The sequence below is a fragment of the Rhodococcus sp. NS-SX18 genome (assembly GCF_057367935.1).
In genome coordinates, this window is sequence record NZ_CM170633.1 from 4474753 (window position 1) to 4498290 (window position 23538).

Here is a 23538-nt window from a genome sequence, read left to right on the forward strand (position 1 = left end):
CACAAGAGGAGCAGGCCGGTGACCGACCCCACAACCCGAACCGACGCAACCGCTTGAGCGTGAATACTGTTACACCTCAGGATTTTTCGATCAAGTAGCCGTCAGGACGCGCAGGGTCCGGGACCGACGAGAGAGATCCGCGGGGCACACATCGTTCGTTTCCATGAGCGATCCACCGGCCGGCCCGGACGCGATGGCGGCGCCCATCGATGTCGGCGGCCACCCGACACCGTACTCCACCCCAATTCTTCTAGGAGACAAAGAAATGTCTGTCACGAGCGAGACGCCCCGGCGGGCCCGAACGGTGACCCCGTTCCGGGTCGAGCCATTGACCGCCACGATCGGCGCGGAGCTGTTCGACGTGAACCTGGGGGAGGTGTCCCGCGACGACGCGCTGTTCGCCGAGCTGCAGGCCCTGCTGCTCGAGCACAAGGTGCTGTTCTTCCGCGACCAGGACATCACCCGTGCCGAGCACGTCGCCCTGGCCGAGCGGTTCGGCCCGCTCGAGGATCACCCGGTGGCCGGCAGCGACCCCGACCATCCCGGACTGGTGCGGATCTACAAGGACCTCGACAGCCCGCCCGAGCACTACGAGAACGCCTACCACTGCGACGCCACGTGGCGGGTGAACCCTCCGATGGGTTCGGTGCTGCGCGCCGTGGAGATCCCGCCGGTCGGCGGCGACACCATCTGGGTGAACATGGTGCAGGCCTACGCGCGGCTGCCGCAGTCGGTGAAGGACCGGATCGAGGGACTGCGCGCCCGGCACAGCATCGAGGCCAGCTTCGGCGCGAACATGCCCGTCGAAGCACGCCACGCGCTCCACGGGCGGTTCCCCGACGCCGAGCACCCAGTGGTGCGCACCCATCCGGAAACCGGCGAGAAGATCCTGTTCGTCAACTCCTTCACCACCCACATCGTCAACTACCACACCCCCGACAACGTCCGTTTCGGGATCGACTACGCGCCCGGCGCCGGAGATCTGCTGCGCTACCTGATCAGCCAGGCCGCGATCCCGGAATATCAGGTGCGGTGGCGCTGGACACCCGGCAGCGTCGCCATCTGGGACAACCGGTCCACGCAACACTATGCGGTGCAGGACTATTGGCCCGCGGTCCGCAAGATGGAACGCGCCGGCATCGTCGGCGACCCCACTTTCTGAGCCCCTCTCACCCTCCCACCCTCACGACAACTCCGATCGGAGCAGCACCATGCACTTCCACGACGACGCCCTGTTTCCCGAGAACCAGGAGAAGCTGGTCATCACCGTCGCCCCCTACGGCCCCGAGTGGGACATCGACGACTTCGCCGAGGATCTGCCACTGACCATGGACGAGCACGTGCAGAAGGCGGTGGACTGCTACAACGCCGGCGCCACCGTGCTGCACATCCACGTCCGTGAACTCGACGGCAAGGGTTCCAAGCGGCTCTCGAAGTTCAACGAACTGCTGGCACGGCTGCGCGAGGCGGTGCCGGAGATGATCCTGCAGGTCGGCGGCTCGATCTCGTTCGCCCCCGAAGGCGAAGGCGCGGACGCGAAGTGGCTCTCCGACGACACCCGCCACATGCTCGCCGAACTCGACCCCAAGCCCGACCAGGTCACCATCGCGATCAACACCAACCAGATGAACATCGTCGAGCTGATGACCGCCGACGACATCGCCGGCACCTCCTTCGAGCGCCCCGAGGTGTACGAGGCGTACCGGGAGATGACCGTCCCGGCCGGGCCGGCCTGGGTCGAGGAGCACCTGCGCCGGCTGCAGGCGAACGGCATCCAGCCGCACTTCCAGCTCGCCAACATCGCCCAGCTCGAGACCGTCGAGCGGTTGATCCGCCGCGGCGTCTACACCGGCCCGCTGATGGTGACCTGGGTCGGTATCGGCGGCGGCTTCGACGGTCCCAACCCGTACAACATGATGGAGTTCATCCGCCGCACTCCCGACGGCGCAGTGCTCACCCTGGAAACCCTGATGCGCAGCGTGCTGCCCGTCAACACCATGGCCATCGCGATGGGCCTGCACGCCCGCTGCGGCACCGAGGACACCCTGTGGGGTCGCAAGGGCGAGAAGATGACCTCCGTCGCCCAGGTCGAACAGCTCGTCCGCATCGCGAACGAACTCGGTCGTGAGGTCGCCACCGGGAAGGAGGCCCGCGAGATCTACCGCCTCGACGAGCACTACACCGGCGCCGAGGAGACCCTCGCCAAGATCGGCTTCGCGCCCAACCGCCGCCCCGGTCAGCGCGGCTTCACCCAGCACGCCTGACGCGGCATCCGCGTGCCCGGTGGGCGCGACGCCGCAACCCGGTGCCGCGCCCCCGGATGCGCGAAACCCCTTCCCACCCACCGTCACCATCATCGGTTCCACCTCGACCTTCGCGCTCGTCCCCTCACCTCGACTTAGGAAGATCATGTCGTCTGTCATCACCACCGCGCCGGAGCAGTCCGCGGCTGTCTCGGCGCCGTCGCGCCGCAGCGGGCGGTCCCGGTTCTACCCGTGGCTCGTGTTCGCGCTCACCTTCGGACTGCTGCTTTCGGACTACATGTCCCGGCAGGTCCTCAGCGCGGTGTTTCCGTTCCTGAAAGCCGAATGGGCGCTCTCGGATTCGCATCTGGCATCGCTGAACAGCGTGGTCGCGTTGATGGTCGGGTTGCTCACCCTGCCGCTGTCGATGCTGGCCGACAGATGGGGCCGGGTGCGCAGCCTTGTCGTGATGGCCGCGTTGTGGAGCGTGGCGACCCTGCTGTGCGCGGTGGCGGGCTCCTACGAACAGATGCTCGGCGCCAGATTCCTGGTCGGGGTCGGTGAGGCCGCCTACGGCAGCGTCGGTATCGCGGTCGTGCTCAGCGTGTTCGCACCGCGGCTGCGGGCCTCCCTCTCGGGTGCGTTCATGGCCGGCGGTTCGTTCGGGTCGGTGATCGGCGTCGCATTCGGTGGGGTCATCGCTGTGCAGCTGTCCTGGCGCTGGTCCTTCGCGTCGATGGCGATCTTCGGGCTGGTCCTGGTCGCGCTGTTCTGGGCGCTGGTCAGCGAGCGCAAGCTCGCCCGCCACGCGGTCGACGACGACGGGGCAAACCCCACCGACGCCGCCGCGCCGGGCAGCGCGGCACGTGCCCCGATCTCGAGCCTGTTCACCAACCCTGCGGTGCTGTGCGCCTACATCGGTGGCGGCCTGCAGATGTTCACCGCCGCCGCCCTGATGGCGTGGCTGCCGAGCTACTTCGGCCGCTCCTACGGGCTGGCCGCGGACAAGGCCGCCGCGACGGCAGCGATCTTCGTGCTGCTCATCGGCGCCGGCATGATCGTCTGCGGCATCTTCGCCGACCGGATCGCCCGCATCGACCCCGCCCGCAAGTGGACAGTCGCGATCGCGATCAGCCTCGCCGCCGGAGTGCTGCTGATCGTCGGGTTCCAGCTGCCGGTCGGCACCGCGCAGCTGGTGCTGCTCGGACTGGGGGCGTTCTTCTCCGCCGGCTCCACCGGCGCGGTCACCGCCATGGTCGCCAACCTGACCCACCCCACCGTGCGGGCGTCGGCGTTCGGCACCACCACCCTGGCCAACAGCCTCCTCGGACTCGCCGCGGGCCCGTTCGTGGTCGGCGTCCTCGCGGACAGGATCGGTCTCGCCGAGGCTCTGCAGCTGGCGCCGCTCGTCTACCTGGGCGCGGTCGCGGTGCTGCTGGTCGGCAAGCGCGTCTACCCCGCCGGCGTCCGAAAGCTCGCCACCCTGTCCGCCGCCCCCGCGCAACGGACCGGAACCGGGCAGTGACCACTCTCCACCCCGTCGCGGCGGATCTCGTCGGCGAGCGCGCCGAGGCTCCGCAGCCCCGACCGGCCCCCCTCGAGGGCTGATCCCGGACCGTGGCGGCGAACCCCCTGGGGTTCGCCGCCACGGTCGCCGTTCCGACGTCGGGCCCATGGTGGCAGCTGGCGGCCGTCGCCGTCCTGCTCGATGGAACGTGGAGCCCAGCACACCGCATCTTTGTCTAGTCAGACTTGACTTGATCCGTCTAGTTCGAATAGAATACGCTGGTGACGAGGCGTAGGGACATCTTGAAGCGCCTCCGCACCGCCGCCGAGTCCGCAGGCCTCCCCATCGAAGTCACCGAGGGCGGGCGTCACACCATCGTCGACATCGACGGCCTCGTGATCCCAGTCCCGCGCCACAACGAAATCAAGGAACTGACTACGACGGCGATCTACAAGGAGGCCGCCGTCAAGCTCGGAAAGAACTGGTGGAAGAAGTGAAGTACACCGCGCAAGTGACCCGCGACGACGGATGGTGGTCGGTCCACGTGCCCGAGGTGGACCGCACCACCCAGGCCCGCCACCTGCGCGAGGTCAAGGAGATGGCGGCCGACCTCGTGCACATCATGACGGGATCGCCGGTCGACGAAATCGAGATCGAGATCGAATTGCCCGAAGACCTGGCGGCCGCGGTTCGTGAATTCCACGCGGCCCAGCACGCCGCGGAGGAAGCACGCGCCCGCGCAGCGTCGGCGCAGGTCGCAGCGGCCCGAGCACTTCAAGCGCGCGGTGCAACCCTCCGCGACATCGGGGAGGTGCTGGGCGTGTCGTTCCAGCGCGTCCACCAGCTGGTGAACTCCTGACCCACCGGCCCACGACGGCAGCGTTCTCCTCGAAAGGAGGCAGGAAGCGCCGCGGGCCGAACAGCATGCGTCGCATCAAGCGCCTCTTCGTACCACTTGTCGATCCCGGCGACCTGCGTGAGGAGCTCCGCGCGTGCGGATACCGTGGACCCGACACGAACAGGTCAGGGAGCACCGGATGATCACGCGGACGAGGTTCTTCTCCGTTCATCTCTCGCGGTCGGCGCGATCGGGGCCTCCCCCGGACCCGCCGCCTCCGCCGGCGCCGTCGTCGGGCCTGTGGTGGCAGCTGGTGGCCGTCGCCGTCCTGCTCGGGGGTCTGGTGGTCGCCCTGGCGCTGCAGACCCCGACGTCGAGCACCCTGTCCTACAGCGACTTCGTGGACCGGGTCGACGCCGGCACCGTCCAGCAGGTGACGATCGACGACCGCGGATCGGCCTACGGAACCCTCTCGGACGGAACGGAATTCGTCACCCAGCTACCGACCGCACTGAACCTCGCCGGGCTCGACGCGAAGCTGCGGGCGAAGCAGGTCCAGGTCAGCGCGGAACAGACCGACGACAGCCCGTGGGCTGCGATTCTGCTCAGCATGCTGCCCTTCGTCGTGTTCGCGGGGCTGTTGCTGTGGGTCGGCCGCCGGGCGCAGCGCGCCTTCAGCGGCGGCGCCGGAGGTATCGGGGGCATCGGCGCGTTCGGCCGCTCGAAGGCCCGGGTCATCGAGGCGAACCGGCCGACGACCCGCTTCGCGGATGTCGCCGGGTACGACGGAGTCAAGCAGGAGGTCAGCGAGGTCGTCGACTTCCTGCGGGATCCGGAGAAGTACGCGGCCGCCGGCGCGAAGGGCCCCCGCGGGGTGCTGATGATCGGCCCGCCGGGCACCGGCAAGACGCTGCTGGCCCGCGCGGTGGCGGGCGAGGCGGAGGTGCGCTTCCTGTCCGTCACCGGCTCCGAGTTCGTGGAGATGTTCGTCGGTGTCGGCGCCTCCCGCGTGCGGGACCTGTTCGAGCAGGCCCGCAAGAGCCCGCCGTCGATCATCTTCATCGACGAGATCGACGCCATCGGCAGCAAGCGCGGCGTGGGGACGTACGCCGGGAACGACGAGCGGGAACAGACGCTCAACCAGTTGCTGGCCGAGATGGACGGCTTCGACCAGAGCGTCGGCATCGTGGTGCTGGCAGCGACGAACCGTCCGGAGGCGCTCGATCCGGCCCTGCTGCGGCCGGGCCGGTTCGACCGCACGGTGGTGATCCCCCTGCCCACCCAGTCGGAACGGGCCGCGATCCTGGCGGTGCACCTGCAGGGCAAACATCTCGGACCCGACGTCGACCTGAACGTGCTCGCACGGGCCACCCCGGGCTTCTCGGGTGCGGACCTGGCGAACCTGGTCAACGAGGCCGCCATCAACGCCGTCCGGGACGACCGCACCGTCATCTGCGCCGACGACCTGTCGTCCGCGCGTGACCGCCTGCTGCTCGGGCGCCGCGAGAGCGCCAATGCCCTGCTCCCCGAGGAACGGGCCTCGGTGGCGGTCCACGAATCGGGCCACGCGTTGCTCGCGGCCCTGTGCCCGCACGCCGACCCGGTGGCGAAGGTGACGATCCTGCCCGCGGGCATGGCGCTGGGATCGACCCAGCAGCTGCCCGAGGTCGAGCGGCACCTCTACAGCGAGGGGTATCTCAACGATCTGCTCACCGTCCGGGTCGGTGGGCGGGCCGCGGAGCTCGTGGTGTTCGGGGAGGGATCGACGGGCGCCGCCGACGATCTGAGCGGCGCGACCCGCATCGCCGTGCGCATGGTGCGGGAATTCGGGCTGTCCGAGGCGTTCGGCCCGGTGGGGTACGGCTCCGGCGACCCCAACTATCTGCATGCCGACACCAGTGAGCGCAGCCTCGTGCGGCCCTACTCGGAACACACCCAGCAGCTCGTGGACCGCGAGGTCGCCCGGCTGCTGCGGGCCGCCGAGGAACGGGCCGTCGCGCTCCTGACGCAGCACCGGGCGGCGCTGGACCGCCTGGCCGCGATCCTCGTCGAGGAGGAGACCGTCGACGGCGGCGTCGTACTCGACGTGCTGCGGGCGGAGGCGGACGGCGCCCGGCCGCAGCGCCTCGGCACCACCTGAGCGGCGCGCGGGCCGGAATCGCATCTTGCCGACATGATTTGCCGGGCGGCGGGGAAACCGGTCTGCATGGCACCTCTCCCCGACCCCGCGACGATCCGGCGCTACCGCATCCACGCGACTCCCGACGGTCACCGGTGGGTGATCGGCACCCACGATCCGTCGCTCGGCATCGACTTCGGGCCGGGCCCGGAGGCGGAGACCTGGGCGCAGGAGGCCTGCGCCGACCTCGAATCTCCGCCGCCGCACAGCCTGTACAACTGGCGGCCGGTGCCCCCGGGGCTCACGGGCTCGCGGTTCGGTCCCGAGCGGGGCATGCCCGGGCCGAGGAGATGACCCCCGGGCGCTGATCCCCGGCGTGGGCCTACCGTGAACGACGTGGACGCCCGTGCTCTCGTCACCGCGGCCCGCGTCGCCCGGCTGGCCACGACCGGGCCGGACGGACGGCCGCACCTCGTGCCGATCGTGTTCGCGCTCGTCGACGATGCGCTCTACACCTGCGTCGACGACAAGCCGAAGACGACGCGGCGGTTGCGACGCCTGCGCAATATCGAGAACGACCCGCGGGTGGCCGTGCTCGTCGACCACTACGACGACGACTGGTCGCGGCTGTGGTGGATCCGTCTCGACGGCACCGCCACCGTCCACGACCCACGCTCGGAGCTCGGCTCGTCCGGTCTCGACGCGCTGGCCGTCAAGTACGCGCAGTACCGCGCGGCGCGCCCGTCGGGACCGGTGCTCCGGATCGACGGGCTGCGCTGGCGGTCGTGGTCCGCGTGAGGCGACTCAGCCGATCGGGCGACGCCACGGCCCGGTGATCGCGAGGGTCAGGCCGGGTGACTGGATGTTGACGAACAGGGTCCTGCCGTCGGCGCTGAAGGCCGGCCCGCAGAACTCGCTGTCGTTGAGTTCGTTGCGCGCGATCGTGAACGGCCGGCCCTCGGCGGTGACGCCGATGAGGTGGCTGATGCCGTCGCCGTCCTCGGCGAGGATCACCCCGCCGTACGGCGAGACGGTGATGTTGTCGGGACCGTCGTAGTTGCCGGTGTCCACGGACGGGTCGGGGTTGACCCCGAACAGCGTCTTCAGCGTCACCGTCTGCGAGGCCGGATCGAAGAACCACACCTGGCCGTCGTGTTCGGCGACGCTGCCGTCGCTGGTTCGGGCGTAGCTGGCGACGAAGTAGGCGCCGCCGTCGCCCCACCACTGCCCCTCGAGCTTGCGGCTGCGGGTCACCTGGTCGGCGGCGAACTGCTCGCGTACCGGGGTGGTGGCGGCATCGCGGTCGGGAACGTCGACCCACTGCACGGCGTAGCGCACACCCGGCTCGGTGGCCTGCGACAGGTCGGGCACGTGCGCGCCGCCGTCGAAGCAGACCATCGCCTGCAGGCTGCCCGCGGTGTCACCGCCGGGCGACTGGGCGAGTTCACGCAGGGCGCCCGGGCCGGCCCGGAAACCCTGCGGAGGGCTCCACCGGTAGAACAGGCCGTTGGGCTCGTCGGCGTCCTCGGTGAGGTAGATCGCGCCGGTGGCCGGGTCCACGGCGACGGCCTCGTGCGCGTACCGGCCGAGGAACTTCAGCGGCACCGGGCTTCTGCCGCGGTTGGCGTCCTGACTCGCGGGATCGACCTCGAAGACGTAGCCGTGATCGAGCGTGAATCCCTTCGAACCGGCCCGGTCCTCGGTCTCCTCGCACGTCAGCCACGTGCCCCACGGGGTGATGCCGCCGGCACAGTTGTTCACGGTCCCGGCGAGGCTGACGTACTGGCCGGTGCGCTGCCCGTTCGGCCCCACGGTGACGGTGGTGGTGCCGCCGCGCGCGCCGGGGTCGTAGGTCAGACCGTCGACGACGGGCACCCCGAACGGCTCGTCCTTGCCGATCTCGTGGTTGGTGACGATGGTGGAGCCGTTGCCGTGCGCGAACACCCCGTTGGCGTCGGGATCGCTGGGGACGGGCGTGCCGTCGTCGAGGGTCGTCTCCCCGGAGCGCGACACCACGGTGTACGAGAAGCCTACGGGCAGAGCGAGAATGCGCTGGGGATCCGGGACGAGCGGGCCGTAGCCGATCGCCCCGCCCGGCACTGCGGACGCGAGTCCGGGACGGACGAGGGCCTCGACGCTGCCGGCGAGGGCCACGCCGAGTCCGGTCAGTGCGGTGCGCCCGAGGAATCCCCGGCGATTCAGTGGTGCCGTCGTCACGGTTTCCGATACCTCCATCGATGCGGTCGGGTCCTCCGGACCGTAGGTGCCGGAAAGCCCGGTTCCGTGGACGGCGGGTGACCGCGAATCGAACCGGAGGCGAACGTCGCGGAGTCGGTCAGGCGACGTCGGAGTCGACGGGCAGCCCGGCGAGTCGCCACTCGAGCACACCGTCGGCGGCGCGCCGGGCGGGCACGCCGTGGGTGCGCAGCAGCCGGACGGCGTCGTGGGCGAGCACGCAGTACCGGCCGCGGCAGTAGGCGACGATCTCCCGGTCCGCCGGCAGTTCGGCGAGCCGCTCGGTCAGCTCGTCCAGTGGCACGTGCAGTGCGCCCGGCAGGTGCCCCGCGGCGTACTCGGCGGCGGGCCGCACGTCGAGCAGGACCACCTCGCCCGTCGCGAGGCGGTGCAGCAGTTCCTCGGTGTCGACGGCGGTGGTGTCGTCCGGGCCGAGGTAGGCGCGCCGGGCGAGTTCGGTGTGCGGGCGGTGCCGCTGGGCCACGCGGCGCAGGGTGTCCCACAGTTCGGCAACGTCGTCCCCGGCGAGCGAGTAGAAGATGCGTTTGCCGTCGCGGCGGGACCGCACCAGCCCGGCCCCGCGCAGGGTCTGCAGGTGCGCCGAGCAGGTGCTCACGCCGAGGGCGGCGGCAGTGGCGAGCTCGTCGACGCTGCGCGGTCCCTGCGCGAGCAGGTCGAGCAGTTCCAGGCGTGCGGGGTTGCCGAGCACCTTGCCGACGGCGGCGAACTCGGTGTACAGCGCGCCCTTGGCGGCTCGGTCAGCCACGGGTGGGTCCCTCCTGTGGGGTGCGGGTGGGCCGGGGGTGCGTTTCGTACATGCGCACCGCGACGATCAGTCCGGACAGGGCGGTCAGCGTGGCCACGACCCACACGGCGGCGTGGATGCCGAACGCGTCGGCGACGATACCGGCCAGCAGGGCGCCGGCGGCGAAGCCGCCGTCGCGCCAGAGCCGGTACACGCCCACGGACCTGGCCCGCCAGGCGGGATGGGCGACGTCGCCGATCGAGGCCAGCAGGGTCGGGTAGACCAGCGCGGTGCCCGCACCGAGCGCGGCCGCGGCGATCGCCCACGGCAGGAAAGAGTCCGAGACGGCGATGACGGCCAGAGCGAGCGCCTGCAACCACATGCCGGCGACGATCATCCACTTGCGGCCCCACCGGTCCGACAGCGCCCCGGTGACCAGCTGACCGACTCCCCACACGGCCGGGTACAGCGCCGCGAGGACGCCGATCCGGCCGACGGACAGGCCGGCCGCGGCGAACAGGATCGGGAACAGCCCCCACGCGAGTCCGTCGTTGAGGTTGTTGACCAGCCCGGCCTGGCTGGCCGAGGACAGGGCCGGTTCCTTGAAGCTGGTCTGGACGAGCACCTGCCGGTCGGTGAGCTTGTCGTGCAGGTGGTCGTGGCGTCCGTCGGCGCGGGCGACGTGGCCGACGGCTTCGAGACGCGCGTGTTCGCGGGTCTCCTTCACGGCGAGGGTGGACAGTCCCAGGCCGAGGGCCGCGAAGGCGATGCCGAGCAGGAACGGCGCGGGCCGCAGACTGTAGACCTCGGCCAGGTAGCCGGTGGCCAGCGCGGTCGCGGCGACCGCGGCGTACCCGGCGGCCTCGTTCAGTCCCATCGCGAATCCCCGCCGGGCCGGGCCGACGAGGTCGATCTTCATCACCACGGTGGTGGACCAGGTCAGTCCCTGGCTGATGCCGAGCAGCACGTTGGCGAAGATCACCCAGCCCCACGAGGGTGCCCAGATCAGCAGCAGCGGTACCGGGAGGGCGACCAGCCAGCCGGTGACGAGCACCGGTTTGCGCCCGTACCGGTCGGAGAAGGTGCCGGCGAAGTAGTTGGTGATCGCCTTCGACAGCCCGAAGACGAGGATGAACGACAACCCGGCGGTGTAGGCGCGGATGCCGAACTCCTCCTCGGCGAGCAGCGGCAGCACGGTGCGTTCCTGGCCGAGCATGCCGCCGACGAGCGCGTTGACGACCACCAGCAGCGTGAACTGGGCGAGGTTGCGGCGCAGGCCCAGTCCGATCTGCTGATCGAGCGGGGTGGTGGGGGGCATGGAGGTGTTCACGAGCGCCTTCCGGGACCTGTCGGGACGTACCGTTACAACATTCTACGGAATTATGGAATGTACCCGGGTGCCTCTGCCGCGAGCCACCATCCCGCGTGGGCGAGGTTCACGCCCCGTCGACGGCGGTCATCCCGGCCGCGAAGCACAGCGGCAGGCACAGCACCAGCCAGGTGGCGGCGCCTGAGAGACTCGCCGTCACCGCAAGCGCGATCAGACCCACCGAGGAGGCGGTGTCGAAACCGAGACCGAACAGGAACCCCAGCACGTAGACGTGGCGGGGTGGCGCACCCGGCGCAGCGGTGCGGACAGGACCCGGGCCGCCGCGGACGAGTGCACCTCGTCGGTGCCGGACCGGCGGGCGGCGAGCGTGCCGCGCAGCGCGACCGCGTTGACACCGGCGACGAGCAGCAGGAAGACGCCCGCCACGGCAGCACCGAAGGCCCCCAGGACCGTGGCCGTCGTACCCTCGCCCGCCAGCAGACCGGTGACCGACCCGATCCCGGCGACGACCGCCAGTGTCGCCGGCAGCATCACACTGCTGTGCCCGAGACTGAACGCCGGTCCCACCCCGACGCGACGATGCCCCTCGGCCTCCTTGTCTACGGTCGTCTGCCGAAACCCGCCGCGATGCCCGACGCCCGTGGGCCGACCGCGAGTTCGCCGACCCCACCGCCCGTGGGCGGTCCCGGTGGGTCAGTGCAGGCTTTCCGCGTGCCGGACCGTCGTCTCGAGGTGCCGGTCGACGCTGCGCAGATCGAGGCGCGCGTCGGCCAGGAGGTCGAGAATCTCGAGGAGCGCAGCCTCGGCGGAATCGCCGTGGGAATGCCGGTCGATCCGCCCGAACTCCTCGCTCAGCTGCTGGATCCGCCGGTCGAACGCGTGCAGATCCGCGCGCAACTGCGAGGCCTGCCGGGCCAGCTCGGGAGTACTCATGGGCGGGACCGTCCTTCGAGTCGACGCGCGGGGTGTGCACTCATCGTGGTGGACCGGGTTCTCCGGCGCCACAGATTCGGCCGACGCCGGCTCTCCCGGATCGACTCGGGTAACCACGTGCTCGATCCTTGCGCGAGTGGGATAATCACGGCCGAGCGACCTGGAAAGCACCGCGGGAAGGCGTGGCGAGATGGATCCGGGACGGCACAGCTTCGGTGTGTACAGGTGGTCGGACGAGCATCTGGACCGGCTGGTGCAGGAGAACCCCACGGACGCCGTGCCCGAGCGGAGCGGGCAGGTCCACGCCGCCCGGATCGAACTGGCCCGCAGACGCGCCGGCGGAACGTTCGACTGGACGTGCCTCGTCGAGGACCCGAGCGATCCGGATCGCCGTCTCGATCCCCTGGTCCTGTCCCTGCCGACCGGCGTGACCGAGGAGCAGGTGCACACGGCCCTGCTGGCCCGCGCGCGCGTCCTGTACGGGCCGCACGTGCTGATCCGGCACATCTGTGCCCGCGACTGATCCCTCGCGACGGACGGCCCACGCTCACGGCCCGTCGAAGGTCGTGAACCCCACCTCGGACAGCGACGTGCGGAAGCGGTCGCCGGCCGGTCCGAGCCGGGTGATCCACACCAGCACCTCCGACATCGGGGCCGCCGTCGCCGCCACCGGGATGCGCGTGACGCCCTCGTCGAGCGTGGCGGTGCCCACCACCTGCGACAGGTGGAGCGGACCGCCCCCGTCCGGTGCCGTCCGGATCTCGACGTGCGTACCGGCGCTGAGGCTGTCGATCCACACCTCACCGAGCCGCACCGGTTGCGCGAACGCGACGGTCAGGCCCAGTCCGGCCCGTCCCGCGGGGAGCTGACGCGGATACAGTTCGGTGCTCCACGCCGTGTTCGGGTTCCCGTCGACCGCGAGGTCCGCCGTCACGGCGTTGTCCGCCGCGCCTTCCTGCGCATGGGCACGCACCGCGCGGGGCACGACGGGGACGGTGGTCCCGCCCACCGTCGGCGGCGACGCGGCGACGATCACCGGAAGCGTCGTCGGCGCCGCCGACTCGGCACGCGGTCCGCTCAGCGCGGTGCCGGCCACCCAGCCGACCGCGGCGAGGCACGCCACGCCCACGAGCGCCACCACTGCCGGCACCGCTGCGCTGCGCCGGGCGGTGGTGGCCGGGGACGGTTTCGGTTCCCGTACGGGCGCCGCGATCCGGGCCACCGGTTCCGGACGGTCCGGCGGTGCCCCCGGCAGCAGCCGCCCCAGTCGCTCGGCGAACACTGCTGCGGTCCGCACACTTCCGTCGACCGCCTCGTCGGCCAGTGCCCGCATCGCCGGTGCACTACCCCGGTCTCCGAGCATGCACTTCAGGGCCGCGCCGAGACCGGCGACATCGGTCGTCTCGTCCGCACCGGGCAGCGTCGCGGGGAAGGCCAGGACCGCGGCGCCGGACTCGTCGACCCGGATGCGCACGGGGTCGTCGAGGCCCAGGATCGTCGACTGCCGATGCGCGGTGCGCACCGTCTCGGCCAGTCGGAGCACCGTGCGCGCCGCGACGGCCGGATCGGGACGGTCCCCGGCGACGTCGTGCAGCGACCGGCCCGGCGTCCATTCGGACACGACCACGCAGCGGGCGGCGTCGTCGGCGACGTCGAAGACACGGGCCGCCGACCCCACCCGGGCGAACGCAGCCGAGGCCGTGCGCACACACAGCGCGTGGAAGAAGGCACCGTCGTCGCCCGCGGGGCGCGGGGCGACGGTCAGCGCGACGGTGCGATTCATGACCGTGTCGTGTCCGCGCCAGCACTGCAGGCCGACCGTGTTCCCGGCCCCGTCCACCAGCCGGTAGCGTCCGTCCGCGACGAGCGACCCGGCCCCCACCGGCTGCCGGTCCGGCGGCTCACCCGGAGTCGCGCCGTCCTGCTCGGTCATCGACGATCCCTCCCCCGGATCCGGGTCCCTGGCCGTCATTGTCCATCGCGGCGCTGCCGGATGGGCATGATTTCGGTGTCGGCGCGCCGGTCGGCAGTTGCCGCACTGCCGTCACCGGTCAGCGCGCCGGAGTTCCTGCCGCGTCCGCCTCAGCGATCCTGAGCCGGGCGGCGTTCCGGCAGCACGCGGAGACGATCGAGCAGGCGCGCGAAGTCGTCGTCACCCGACGGTTCGGCAGGCGGGTCGATCGACAGGCCGTCGCACAGCCCGCCGTACCAGGAGCCGAGGACCTCCGGCAGCTGCGCGTAGGTGCCGCACGGCACGAGGGCATGCAGGACGTCGTCGGTCATCAGCGGCGCCATCTCGGCCCAGCGCTGGTCCCGGGCGAGCGCACCGAGCCGTTCGCCGAGGCCGGCCAGACCGTGCATCTCCAGGGTGCGCCGGTAGGCGGGGGTGGAGTACAGGAACGCGAACTCCGAGCGTGCGGCGTCGGTGGCGGCGGCGACGGCGGCGTCGTCGCGTCCGGTGATCGGTTTGGGCACAACCACGACGCGGGGACCGCCGTCGTCCCGGCCGGTGCGGTCGGCACCCTCACGCAGCGCCGGCAGCACCCGCTCGCGCAGGAACAGCGGATGCGAATTCGTGGGGTGGGTGACGAAGCCGTCGGATCGCTCCCCGGCGAGCACACACATGCGCCGGTTGACCCCACCCGTCCACAGTTGCGGGGCCGCGACGTCGAGCGGACCCGGCCGGAAGTACGGCTGCAACCGGTCGAACGTGTAGTGGGTTCCGCTGTGCGACAACGGCGCTCCGGTGGCGAAGGCATCGAAGATCGCCCGTAGGGAGTCGAGGTAGTCACGCAGCTGCGCGGCAGGATCGCTCCAGGGCATCGAGAACCGGCCCACGATGTTGCCGCGGACCTGCGTCGCGATCCCGAGCTGGAAACGGCCCCCGGAGAAGCGGGCCAGCTCCCAGGCGGAGCACGCGGTGACCATCGGGCTGCGGGCGAACGCCACCACCATGCTGGTCCGCACCGTCAGCCGCGACGTGTGCTCGAGGGCCAGCGCGCACACCGCGAACGGGTCGCGCACCGTCTCCGACACGTGCACGGTGTCGTAGCCGAGGGCCTCGATCCGGCGCACCCGCTCGGCCACCCGGCTCAGCGGTGTGTCCGCCGGCAGCGATGCCACCACTTCCATCTCGGGACCTCGTGTCGATCAGAAGAGGACGATCCCGCGCAGGTTCCGTCCCTCGTGCATGTCGGTGAACCCCTGCGCGATGTCGTCGAGCTTGTAGGTGGCAGTGACCAGTTCGTCGAGCTTCAGCTTGCCGGAGGTGTACAGCTCGATCATCCACGGGATGTCGGCGGTCGGGGCGGAGGCGCCGAACAGCGAACCCTGCAGCCGCTTCTGGTACAGCACCAGCTCCATCGGACTGATCGGGATACCGACGTCGGTCATCGCACCGAGACCGGTGACCACGCACGTGCCGGCCTTGCGGATCGCGGCGAACGCCTGCGCGATGTGCTCGCCGGTCGTAACACCCACGGTCACGATCGCGGCATCGGCACCCTGACCGTCGGTGAAGGAGCGGGCGATCTCCGTCGCCTCGGCCATATCGGCGACAGCGTGCGTCGCGCCGAACCGCAACGCGCTCTCCCGCTTGAACGGCACCGGGTCGACGGCGATGATCCGGGCCGCGCCGGCGTGGGCGGCGCCCTGGACGGCGTTGATCCCGATCCCGCCGACGCCCTGCACGATCACGGTCTGCCCCGGATACACCTCGGCGGAGTTGACCGCCGCACCCCAGCCGGTGCCGACACCGCAGCCGAGCAGGCACAGCTTGTCCAGCGGCAGGTCCTTGTCGACCTTGACCGCCGAATCGACGCTCACCGTGGTGTATTCACTGAAGGTGGACAGGCCGCAGGTCTGCGCGACCGGTGCCCCGTCGAGACTGAGCCGGAAGCTCGCCGGGTCGTCGGGCCGGCTCCCGGTCATGATCGCCGCACCCCGATCGCACAGGTTCTGCAGTCCCTTGGCGCACCACCGGCACCGGCCACACGCGGCGAGGAACGAGAACACGACGTGGTCGCCTTCGCTCCAGCCGGATGTTTCCGGCCCGACCTGCACGACGACGCCGGCGCCTTCGTGACCGCCGCAGATCGGGTAGCTGCCGACAGCGTGGTCACCGGTGGCGATGTGGTCGTCGGAGTGGCACAGTCCCGCCGCCACCATCTTCACCGTCAGTTCGCCGCGCCGCGGCTCGTCCAGTTCGAGGTCGGCGATCTCGTACGTGCCGGGTGCCTGGCGGATGATCGCGCCGCGGGTTCTCATCGGGTTCCTCCGGGGTGTGGGACGGTGTCGGGTTCGGTCCGGTGTCAGGGGGTGACCTGGGCATCCATCGCGGCGCGGTAGCCGTCGCCGTACGGCGGCAGCATCCCCCACTCGCGGCGCGGATCCAGATCGGGTGCGACGAACACCGTTCGGGCGTGGCTGAATTCGAGGAATCCCTCGCGGCCGTTGTAGTGTCCCGTGCCGGAGGCGCCGACCCCGCCGAACGGTGCGTCGAGCATGCCCGGATGCATCATCACGTCGTTGATCGTCACGCCCCCGGAGGTCGTGGACTCGACCACGGTGCGCTGCTCGTCGGCGTCCCGGCCGAAGTAGTACAGGGCCAGCGGTTTCGGCCCGGCATTGATCTGCGCGATCACGTCCGCGAGATCGTCGTAGGTGCGCACCACCAGGGCCGGTCCGAAGATCTCCTCCTGCGAGATCGCCGCGGCCGCCGGCGGGTCGACGACCAGCCGCAGCGGGCGGCGCCGGTCGGTCGCGTCGATCGGCTCCGCGGGCACGGTCTCGATGCGCGCCCCCCGCTGTTCGGCGTCGCGGATGTAGCCGTCGATGCGTGCGGCGTGCCGATCGGTGACGACAGCTGTGGCGTCGGCGTTGCCGGTGGCGGTGGGCAGCAGTTCGAGGTAGGACTCGCGGACCGCGGCGACGAACGCCTCGAGGCTCTCCGAGGGGACGTACACGGTGTCCGGGTTGACGCACAGCTGACCGGCATTGGTGGCCTTGCCGACCGCGATCCGGTGCGCGGCGGCGGTGAGATCGGCCGAACGCCCGACGATCGTCGGGGACTTGCCGCCGAGCTCGAGCGTGACGGGCACCAGGTTACGGGCGGCGTTCTCCAGTACCGAGCGGCCCGCGGTCTGACCGCCGGTGAACACGATGTGGTCGAACGGCAACGCCGTGAGGGTCTGCGCGACGTCGGGACCACCGGTGACGACCGCGACGTCGACGGGGTCTAGGAACTCGGCGGCCGCCTCGGCCAGCACCTGCGCGGTGCGGGGGACGAGTTCGGACGGCTTGAGCACAGCCCGGTTCCCGGCTGCCAGCACCCCGGCGAGCGGGCTGAGCAGGGTGAACACCGGCGCGTTCCAGGTGCCGATGATCGCCACCGAACCCTTCGGCTGGTACTGCACCGAGGCGGTGGCACCCAGCTGGTCGTACGGGGCGAAGGCCGACCGCTGCTCGGGTTGCATCCACTCCTCGAGGTGATCGCGCGAGTACTTCAGCGCGGCCAGCGAACCGAGCACGTCGTTGACGGTGGAGTATCCCGGGTGTCGGCCGCCGAAGTCGGCGTCGATCGCCTCGACGATCTGTCCGCGCCGGGCGACGAGCATGTCGATCACCCGCTGGATCCGGGCGCGGCGCTCCGCCGCGGAGCTGGTCCGTCGTGCGCGAAACTCCTTCTGCTGGTTCTCGAGCAGCGCGTGCACGTCGGTGCCGATGGTTGCGGTCATGGCGCGGATGCTATGAGCGGTGCCGAACGGCCCCGGGCGCAGTCCCGTTGAGCGAGACCGCCCGCTCGGTCCGCCGAGTTCGAGGCGTGCGCCGGCGCGGGTATCCGCGCACTCGTCCCCGGCCCGCGGCGTTCCGGCTCGAGTTCGTCGTCGCGGCCAACCGCCGGGGCGAGGTCCGAGGCGACGGCGATTTCGACGAGGCCGCCCGGTGGGTGGCACGCTCGCTCATCAGTCCTGCCACGGTGCCCGGCCCTGCCCTCGGCCCCGCCCTCGGCCCCGACGACGAGGCGGCCGTGCGACGGTACGTGCATGCGGAGCTGCCCTCGTCGCGCCCTGTCGACCGGCAACCGGCGACCGGCGGGAGATCAGGCGCCGGGCGGCGGTCCGTCGAAGCCGTTCGCCCAGTACCGGCCGCGTAGGGACAGGTCCAGCAGCATGTGCGTGACGTCCTCGAGAGGAAGGACGGGCGGGTCCGACTCGATCCACCATCGCAGGACCGAGATCTGCTCGCCGACCCAGGCCCGGGCGAGAACGTCGACGTCGATGCGCGGGGTCACACCGTGGGCGTCCGCACGCTTACGGAAGATTCGTGCGACGACCTCGCTGCGGTCGTCCATGAACTCGCGCAGGGCACGGCCGTCGCCTTCCCCGCGCAGGATCACCCGGTACACGTCGCGCTCCTCGGCGGCGTGGCGGAACATCTCCAGGACCGGCTTGCCGGTGAACCCGGCCGACGAGTCCGTGACGAGCGGGCGCAATCGCTCGTTCAACTCCGCGATGAGATCCGCGACGATCTGCCCGAACAGGTCGTCCTTGTCGGTGTAGTGACCGTAGAAGGTGGCGCGACTGAGATCGGCTCGTTCGGTGATGTCCTCGACGGTGACGGCACCGTAGCCGCGATCGAGCACGAGAGCCACGAGCGCATCGCGCAACAGTCGCTTGGTGCGACGCACCCGGCGGTCTTCCGCTGCCATTGTCGGCTCCCTTCCCGTTACCAGGACGACCATGCTAGCGCAAGCCTTGACACCGACACCAGTTCCATACATCGTGTCCAATAACAGTCACTCTGTCCGCGAAGGAGCGGAAATGAACCTCGGCATCTATCTCAGTCGCAGCAGTACGTACTGGCCCGAGCACGAAGCCGTGGTGTGCGGCGACGAGCGCTGGACGTACCGCCGCCTGGAGGGCTCCACCAACCGACTCGCCTCGGCACTGGTCGGACGGGGACTCGAACCGGCACACGCGGTCGCCACCTTCGCCGGCAACCGCCCGCAGCTGGTGGAGACCGAGATGGCCCTGTGCAAGGCCGGACTGCTCCGCGTGCCGATCAACGCGCGACTCGGGGCCGCCGAGGTCGCCCACGTGCTACGGGACGCGGCCGTGCGCATGCTGTTCGTCGACGCCGAGCACGTCGAGACCGCGCTGAAGATCGTCGCCGACGCAGGCACGGGCTGCACGGTCGTCGACTACGACGACAGCTGCGACGACGCGGTGCACTACAGCGACCTGCTGGCCGAGGGCGACGAGCGCCCGGTGGCGATCGAGGTCGATCCCGAAGTCCCCGCAGTCCTGAACTTCACCTCCGGCTCGACCGGAAAACTCAAGGCCGCGGTGCAGACCCACGGCAACCGCCTGGCCAACATGCGCAAGCGGCTGATGACCCCGGACAGCTCGCTCGGCGTCGGCGAGCGCTACCTCGCGCCCGGACCGATCACCCACGCCTCGGGTATGGGTCTGCTCGCCTCCCTCTCCCGGGGATCGACCGTCGTGATCCTCCCGCACTGGGACACCGCATTGTTCCTGCGCACCCTCGAGTCCGAGCGCATCACCTCGACATTCATGGTGCCCACCATGCTCAATCTGGTGCTCGACCACCCGGAGGCCACCACCACCGACTACTCGAGCCTCCGATGTGTGCGTATCGGTGGGGCGCCCGTCTCCCCGCAGCGCCTGCGGGACGCCGTCGACCTGTTCGGACCGGTCGTCGCCCAGGGGCACGGTCAGGCTGAAACAACGAGTGGGATAACGGTACTCACGCCGGACGATGTACAGCGAGGAATCGGCTCCGACCCCGAGCTCCTGCTGTCGTGTGGACGCGCGGTGTTCGACACCGAAGTCCGGGTGGTCGACGACGAAGGCCGGCCCGTGCCGGCAGGCGAACTCGGTGAGATCGTCGTGCGCGGCCCGGACTGCGTGCACGAATACTGGCACGAACCGGAACTGTCGGCGGAGACCTTCCGCGACGGATGGGTCCACACGGGCGACATCGGGCGCCTGCGGGACGACGGTTACCTGTTCATCGTCGACCGCAAGAAGGACATGATCATCTCCGGCGGGTTCAACATCTACTGCAGCGAGGTCGAGGCCGCCCTGTACGAGCACCCCGACGTGTCCGAGGTCTGCGTCGTCGGCGTCCCCGACGAGCGGTGGGGCGAGGCCGTGAAGGCCGTCGTCGTGCCGCGCCCCGGCATCGAGCCGACGGAAGCCGCACTGATCGACCACTGCGCCCAGCGGCTCGCCGGGATGAAGAAACCACGCTCGGTGGACTTCGTCGAGTCCCTTCCGATCAACCGCAACGGCAAGGTCGACCGCCGCGCCGTGCGCGACGCCTACTGGTCCGGCGCCGAGCGCCACGTTCACTGACCGCGTTCACTGACAAGGACACTTCATGTCGTTCACCCTCACCCCGTCCTACGACGACCATCCGCGGCTCGCGACGCTGGTTCCGCGCCTGCGGGACTACCTCGACGGCGAACTCGCCGAGTACGAACACCGACTCGGCCTGGGACCGGAAACTCGGTACACCCGTGAGCAACTCGAACCGGTGTGGCGGCGCAGCCGCGAACTCGGGTTCTACGGGATCCATCTGCCCCCGGCCCTGGGCGGTCAGGCCCTGTCCTACACCGAACTCGCCGTCCTCAAGGAGGAGGTGGGGGCCAGCGGCCGGATCCTCGCCCACTCGGTCCTCGGTGACATGGGCGGGCCGCTCCGCGTCGGGTCGATCTTCGGCGTGGCCACGGACCACCAGCTCGAGAAGTACCTGATGCCGGTGCTGCGCGGCGAGCGGGCGTGCTGCTTCTCGCTGACCGAGGAGGACGCGGGATCCGACGTCCGACGGATGCGCACCGTCGCCACCCCCGACGGGGACGGCTGGCGTTTGACCGGCCGCAAGGTGTTCTCCTCGGCCGGTCCGTTCGCCGACTTCTCCGTGCTCGTCGCGCGAATGGCGCCCACCGGTGACAGCGAGGTCTATTCGGCCTTCCTGGTCGACCTCGACTCCCCCGGCTGCACCGTCGTCGACGGCGACCTGCCGATGTCCGGCCAGCACGTGGAGAGCGACATCGTCCTCGACGACTGCTACGTCGGGCCCGAGCAGCTGCTCGGCTCCGTCGGCGACGGTCTGCGAATCGGGTTGGGACGCGTGACCGTCAACCGGCTGCTGCACTGCCCGACGGTGCTGGGCAGCGCGCGGCGCGCGCTGGAACTCACCGTCGACTTCGCGAAGACGCGGCACGTGCAGGGTGCACCCCTGGCGGCACTGCAGTCGATCCAGCACAAGATCGCCGACATGGCCACCGACTACTACGCGGCCCGGAGCATGACCTACGACGCCCTCGCCGCGCTCGACGCCGGTACACCGCCGCGCGTCGAGGCGTTCATGTGCAAGCTGTTCGTTGCCGAGCACGCCTTCCGCATCGCCGACGAGGCCGTGCAGATCCACGGCAAGGCGGGCATGGTCCGCGGGGCCGAGGTCGAATGGCTGTTCCGGCGGCTGCGCATGTTCCGCATCCTGACCGGGTCGTCCGAGATCCAGAAGAACGGGATCGCCAAGCAGTTGCTCGCACAGCCGGCCGGCGAGAAGGGAACGGCATGACCAGCCCACTGTCGAGTCCGAAGGCGGCCACCCCCGCGACCGCGGCGGCCAATCGGGCCGTGCTGAGCACACTGGATTTCGCCGACCGGCGTTCCTTCGACGACGCTCGCCGCGGATTCGTCGCCACGATCAACCCGCCGGTGATCCGCGCCGAGAACGGCCGGGTGGTATGGGATCTGACCCGGTACGACTTCCTCGACGGCGACTGCCCCGAGACCGTCAACCCCAGTCTGTGGCGGCAGGCGCAACTCACCGTGCAGCACGGCCTGTTCCGGGTCACCGATCGCATCCATCAGATCCGTGGCTTCGACATCGCGAACATGACGATCGTCGAGGGAGACACCGGATACGTGGTGATCGATCCGCTGCTCATCCCGGAGACCGCCGCAGCCGGCATGCGACTCGCCCGAGAACACCTCGGGGACAAGCCGATCCGTGCGATCGTCTACACCCACAGCCACACCGATCATTTCGGTGGGGTCAAGGGTGTGGTGTCGGCCGAGGAGGTGGCCCGCGGCGACGTGCGGATCGTCGCGCCGTCGGGCTTCATGGAACACACCGTCAGCGAGAACGTCCACGCCGGCAACGCGATGAAGCGGCGCGCGCAGTACATGTACGGCTCGCTCCTCCCGGCGGACGACCGGGGTGTCGTCTCGGTCGGCCTCGGAGCCGCACTCGCCGACGGTGCACCGACGCTGCTCGCTCCCACCGACCTCGTCGCCGAGACGGGTACCGAGATGGTGCTCGACGGGGTGCGGATCGTCTTCCAGTACACCCCGGACAGCGAGGCTCCGGCGGAGATGAACTTCTTCCTTCCGGACCTGCGGGCGTTGTGCATGGCAGAGAACGTCTCTCACAACATGCACAACCTCTACACCCTGCGCGGCGCTCAGGTACGCGATGCCGCAGCGTGGAGCGACTACATCCGCGACGCCCTCGATCTCTTCGGCGACCGGACCGATGTGCTGTTCATCAGCCATCACTGGCCGGCATGGGGACGCGCGACGATCCGCGAATTCATGGAGAAGCAGCGCGATCTGTACCGCTTCATCCACGACGAGACGTTGCGGTGGGCGGCGCGGGGACTGAACGCGGCCGAGATCGCGGAGAGACTCGAACTTCCGCCCGCCCTGGCGAACTACTGGTCCAACCGCGGCTACTACGGAACCCTCGAACACAACGTCAAGGCGGTCTACCAGAAGTACCTGGGCTGGTTCGACGCCAACCCGGCGAACCTGCACCCCCACCCGCCCGCCGCGGCGGCGGAGCGGTACGTGGAGTTCATGGGGGGTGCGGACGAGGTGCTCCGCAAGGCACGGGCGTCGTTCGAGGCCGGCGACTACCGGTGGGTCGCCGAAGTGGTCGGCCGGGTCGTCTTCGCCGACCCGGAGAACGAGGATGCGCGCGCCCTGCAGGCCGACGCGTTCGAGCAGCTCGGATACCAGGCGGAGGCGGCGTCGTGGCGGAACTTCTACCTGACAGGTGCGCAGGAACTACGCTCGGGCGTCGCCTACGGCGGGGGCGGTGGGGCGCGTGGCGACATGCTCACGGCGATGACCACCGAGATGCTGCTCGACCACCTGGCGGTCCGGCTCGACGGCGCAGCAGCCGCCGCATGTGACGCCCATGTGGCACTCGATGTGGACGGCGAGGAGCGGATCTTCGTTCTGGTGCGCCACGGCGTGCTGGTCCACAGCCGCCGTCCGCAGCGCGCCGACGTGGACGCGACCGTCGCGCTGTCGCGACCGGTGCTGGCGCGGCTGGTGCTCGGGGCACTCACCACAGCCGACGCCGAGGCCGCAGACCACGTCCACGTATCCGGTGACGTTGCGGCGTGGCGGGTGCCGTTCGACCTGCGCGACAGGTTCGATCCGGCCTTCCCGATCGTCACCCCTAGGATACTCGGTCGAATGAAAGCTGTTGTTTCATAACCATTTTCATCGACCGCTTCCTTGCTATGCGACGCTCGTCACAGTAAG

Annotated in this window: 23 protein-coding genes; 12 read left to right on the forward strand and 11 right to left on the reverse strand. The window is 70.3% G+C overall.

All coding sequences use genetic code 11. The features are described from left to right. Window positions 1–265: 265 nt before the first annotated feature. The 8 genes from AC2IPW_RS20430 (at window position 266) to AC2IPW_RS20465 (ending at window position 7505) form a co-directional block, all read left to right on the forward strand. Window positions 266–1162 (forward strand): TauD/TfdA dioxygenase family protein, encoded by an 897-nt coding sequence (locus AC2IPW_RS20430; RefSeq protein WP_486375519.1) that lies wholly within the window; start codon window positions 266–268, stop codon window positions 1160–1162. A 49-nt stretch (window positions 1163–1211) separates the two neighbouring features. Continuing rightward, the gene (locus AC2IPW_RS20435) at window positions 1212–2264 is read left to right on the forward strand and encodes a beta-keto acid cleavage family enzyme (protein WP_234574800.1); all 1053 of its coding nucleotides are present in this window, start codon (window positions 1212–1214) and stop codon (window positions 2262–2264) included. 145 nt (window positions 2265–2409) lie between these two features. Next, window positions 2410–3768, forward strand: a complete 1359-nt coding sequence (locus AC2IPW_RS20440) for an MFS transporter (RefSeq protein WP_486375520.1) — start codon at window positions 2410–2412, stop codon at window positions 3766–3768. Between the two features lie 263 nt (window positions 3769–4031). Next, a complete protein-coding gene (locus tag AC2IPW_RS20445) occupies window positions 4032–4247 on the forward strand; it encodes a hypothetical protein (protein WP_486375521.1) in 216 nt (71 codons plus the stop codon). Window positions 4248–4261: 14 nt separating this feature from the next. Further along, the gene (locus tag AC2IPW_RS20450) at window positions 4262–4609 is read left to right on the forward strand and encodes a hypothetical protein (RefSeq protein ID WP_237211358.1); all 348 of its coding nucleotides are present in this window, start codon (window positions 4262–4264) and stop codon (window positions 4607–4609) included. 178 nt (window positions 4610–4787) lie between these two features. Then, window positions 4788–6728 carry an ATP-dependent zinc metalloprotease FtsH gene (gene ftsH, locus AC2IPW_RS20455; RefSeq protein ID WP_486375522.1) on the forward strand — a complete coding sequence of 647 codons (1941 nt, stop codon included), beginning with the start codon at window positions 4788–4790 and terminating at the stop codon, window positions 6726–6728. Window positions 6729–6794: 66 nt separating this feature from the next. Then, window positions 6795–7061: a hypothetical protein gene (locus AC2IPW_RS20460; RefSeq protein ID WP_450120629.1), complete on the forward strand. Its 267-nt coding sequence runs from the start codon at window positions 6795–6797 to the stop codon at window positions 7059–7061. 33 nt (window positions 7062–7094) lie between these two features. Next, window positions 7095–7505, forward strand: coding sequence for a TIGR03668 family PPOX class F420-dependent oxidoreductase (locus tag AC2IPW_RS20465; protein ID WP_486375523.1), 411 nt, complete (start codon window positions 7095–7097; stop codon window positions 7503–7505). Between the two features lie 6 nt (window positions 7506–7511). Here the strand turns inward: AC2IPW_RS20465 and AC2IPW_RS20470 are convergent, their stop codons facing one another. The 6 genes from AC2IPW_RS20470 to AC2IPW_RS20495 all read right to left on the reverse strand — a co-directional run bounded on the left by AC2IPW_RS20470 (window position 7512) and on the right by AC2IPW_RS20495 (window position 11950). Then, window positions 7512–8924 carry an alkaline phosphatase PhoX gene (locus tag AC2IPW_RS20470; RefSeq protein WP_486375524.1) on the reverse strand — a complete coding sequence of 471 codons (1413 nt, stop codon included), beginning with the start codon at window positions 8922–8924 and terminating at the stop codon, window positions 7512–7514. A gap of 118 nt (window positions 8925–9042) precedes the next feature. Continuing rightward, on the reverse strand, window positions 9043–9708 hold the full coding sequence (locus tag AC2IPW_RS20475; RefSeq protein WP_450120626.1) for an ArsR/SmtB family transcription factor: 666 nt from the start codon (window positions 9706–9708) through the stop codon (window positions 9043–9045). Beyond that, entirely contained in the window at window positions 9701–11005 is a 1305-nt protein-coding gene (locus AC2IPW_RS20480) for an MFS transporter (RefSeq protein WP_486377040.1), read from the reverse strand. Before AC2IPW_RS20480 ends, AC2IPW_RS20475 begins: the two co-directional genes overlap by 8 nt. A gap of 118 nt (window positions 11006–11123) precedes the next feature. Then, window positions 11124–11237 (reverse strand): hypothetical protein, encoded by a 114-nt coding sequence (locus tag AC2IPW_RS20485; protein WP_486375525.1) that lies wholly within the window; start codon window positions 11235–11237, stop codon window positions 11124–11126. After that, window positions 11228–11548, reverse strand: a complete 321-nt coding sequence (locus AC2IPW_RS20490) for a hypothetical protein (protein ID WP_486375526.1) — start codon at window positions 11546–11548, stop codon at window positions 11228–11230. Before AC2IPW_RS20490 ends, AC2IPW_RS20485 begins: the two co-directional genes overlap by 10 nt. A gap of 162 nt (window positions 11549–11710) precedes the next feature. Continuing rightward, entirely contained in the window at window positions 11711–11950 is a 240-nt protein-coding gene (locus AC2IPW_RS20495) for a hypothetical protein (RefSeq protein WP_416061798.1), read from the reverse strand. 190 nt (window positions 11951–12140) lie between these two features. On the opposite strand from AC2IPW_RS20495, the gene AC2IPW_RS20500 reads away from it, so the two are divergent. Further along, window positions 12141–12473 carry a hypothetical protein gene (locus AC2IPW_RS20500; RefSeq protein WP_416061799.1) on the forward strand — a complete coding sequence of 111 codons (333 nt, stop codon included), beginning with the start codon at window positions 12141–12143 and terminating at the stop codon, window positions 12471–12473. Window positions 12474–12497: 24 nt separating this feature from the next. On the opposite strand, the gene AC2IPW_RS20505 is transcribed toward AC2IPW_RS20500, so the two are convergent. The 5 genes from AC2IPW_RS20505 to AC2IPW_RS20525 form a co-directional block, all read right to left on the reverse strand. Continuing rightward, complete coding sequence (locus AC2IPW_RS20505; RefSeq protein WP_486375527.1) at window positions 12498–13883, reverse strand: protein kinase family protein; 1386 nt, start codon at window positions 13881–13883, stop codon at window positions 12498–12500. A gap of 149 nt (window positions 13884–14032) precedes the next feature. Further along, entirely contained in the window at window positions 14033–15082 is a 1050-nt protein-coding gene (locus AC2IPW_RS20510) for a TIGR03617 family F420-dependent LLM class oxidoreductase (protein WP_486375528.1), read from the reverse strand. 18 nt (window positions 15083–15100) lie between these two features. Continuing rightward, window positions 15101–16216, reverse strand: coding sequence for an NDMA-dependent alcohol dehydrogenase (locus tag AC2IPW_RS20515; RefSeq protein WP_486375529.1), 1116 nt, complete (start codon window positions 16214–16216; stop codon window positions 15101–15103). A gap of 44 nt (window positions 16217–16260) precedes the next feature. Continuing rightward, window positions 16261–17694 carry an aldehyde dehydrogenase family protein gene (locus tag AC2IPW_RS20520; RefSeq protein WP_486377041.1) on the reverse strand — a complete coding sequence of 478 codons (1434 nt, stop codon included), beginning with the start codon at window positions 17692–17694 and terminating at the stop codon, window positions 16261–16263. A 356-nt stretch (window positions 17695–18050) separates the two neighbouring features. Next, window positions 18051–18659, reverse strand: coding sequence for a TetR/AcrR family transcriptional regulator (locus AC2IPW_RS20525; protein WP_486375530.1), 609 nt, complete (start codon window positions 18657–18659; stop codon window positions 18051–18053). 112 nt (window positions 18660–18771) lie between these two features. Between AC2IPW_RS20525 and AC2IPW_RS20530 the strand changes: the two genes are divergently transcribed. From AC2IPW_RS20530 to AC2IPW_RS20540, 3 genes are read left to right on the forward strand one after another with little or no spacing between them, the layout of a single operon-like run. Continuing rightward, window positions 18772–20328, forward strand: coding sequence for an acyl-CoA synthetase (locus tag AC2IPW_RS20530; protein WP_486375531.1), 1557 nt, complete (start codon window positions 18772–18774; stop codon window positions 20326–20328). 25 nt (window positions 20329–20353) lie between these two features. Continuing rightward, window positions 20354–21559 carry an acyl-CoA dehydrogenase family protein gene (locus AC2IPW_RS20535; RefSeq protein WP_486375532.1) on the forward strand — a complete coding sequence of 402 codons (1206 nt, stop codon included), beginning with the start codon at window positions 20354–20356 and terminating at the stop codon, window positions 21557–21559. After that, entirely contained in the window at window positions 21556–23490 is a 1935-nt protein-coding gene (locus tag AC2IPW_RS20540; RefSeq protein WP_486375533.1) for an alkyl/aryl-sulfatase, read from the forward strand. The genes AC2IPW_RS20535 and AC2IPW_RS20540 overlap by 4 nt, the downstream gene beginning before the upstream one ends. Window positions 23491–23538: the final 48 nt, after the last annotated feature.

Coding starts and splice junctions, on each gene's coding strand:
- AC2IPW_RS20490 (WP_486375526.1), bottom strand. CDS start 11,548: ATGCTGCCGGCGACACTGGCGGTCGTCGCCGGGATCGGGTCGGTCACC.
- AC2IPW_RS20435 (WP_234574800.1), top strand. CDS start 1,212: ATGCACTTCCACGACGACGCCCTGTTTCCCGAGAACCAGGAGAAGCTG.
- AC2IPW_RS20500 (WP_416061799.1), top strand. CDS start 12,141: ATGGATCCGGGACGGCACAGCTTCGGTGTGTACAGGTGGTCGGACGAG.
- AC2IPW_RS20440 (WP_486375520.1), top strand. CDS start 2,410: ATGTCGTCTGTCATCACCACCGCGCCGGAGCAGTCCGCGGCTGTCTCG.
- AC2IPW_RS20525 (WP_486375530.1), bottom strand. CDS start 18,659: ATGGCAGCGGAAGACCGCCGGGTGCGTCGCACCAAGCGACTGTTGCGC.
- AC2IPW_RS20535 (WP_486375532.1), top strand. CDS start 20,354: ATGTCGTTCACCCTCACCCCGTCCTACGACGACCATCCGCGGCTCGCG.
- AC2IPW_RS20480 (WP_486377040.1), bottom strand. CDS start 11,005: ATGCCCCCCACCACCCCGCTCGATCAGCAGATCGGACTGGGCCTGCGC.
- AC2IPW_RS20515 (WP_486375529.1), bottom strand. CDS start 16,216: ATGAGAACCCGCGGCGCGATCATCCGCCAGGCACCCGGCACGTACGAG.
- AC2IPW_RS20510 (WP_486375528.1), bottom strand. CDS start 15,082: ATGGAAGTGGTGGCATCGCTGCCGGCGGACACACCGCTGAGCCGGGTG.
- AC2IPW_RS20460 (WP_450120629.1), top strand. CDS start 6,795: ATGGCACCTCTCCCCGACCCCGCGACGATCCGGCGCTACCGCATCCAC.
- AC2IPW_RS20495 (WP_416061798.1), bottom strand. CDS start 11,950: ATGAGTACTCCCGAGCTGGCCCGGCAGGCCTCGCAGTTGCGCGCGGAT.
- AC2IPW_RS20530 (WP_486375531.1), top strand. CDS start 18,772: ATGAACCTCGGCATCTATCTCAGTCGCAGCAGTACGTACTGGCCCGAG.
- ftsH (WP_486375522.1), top strand. CDS start 4,788: ATGATCACGCGGACGAGGTTCTTCTCCGTTCATCTCTCGCGGTCGGCG.
- AC2IPW_RS20505 (WP_486375527.1), bottom strand. CDS start 13,883: ATGACCGAGCAGGACGGCGCGACTCCGGGTGAGCCGCCGGACCGGCAG.
- AC2IPW_RS20430 (WP_486375519.1), top strand. CDS start 266: ATGTCTGTCACGAGCGAGACGCCCCGGCGGGCCCGAACGGTGACCCCG.
- AC2IPW_RS20540 (WP_486375533.1), top strand. CDS start 21,556: ATGACCAGCCCACTGTCGAGTCCGAAGGCGGCCACCCCCGCGACCGCG.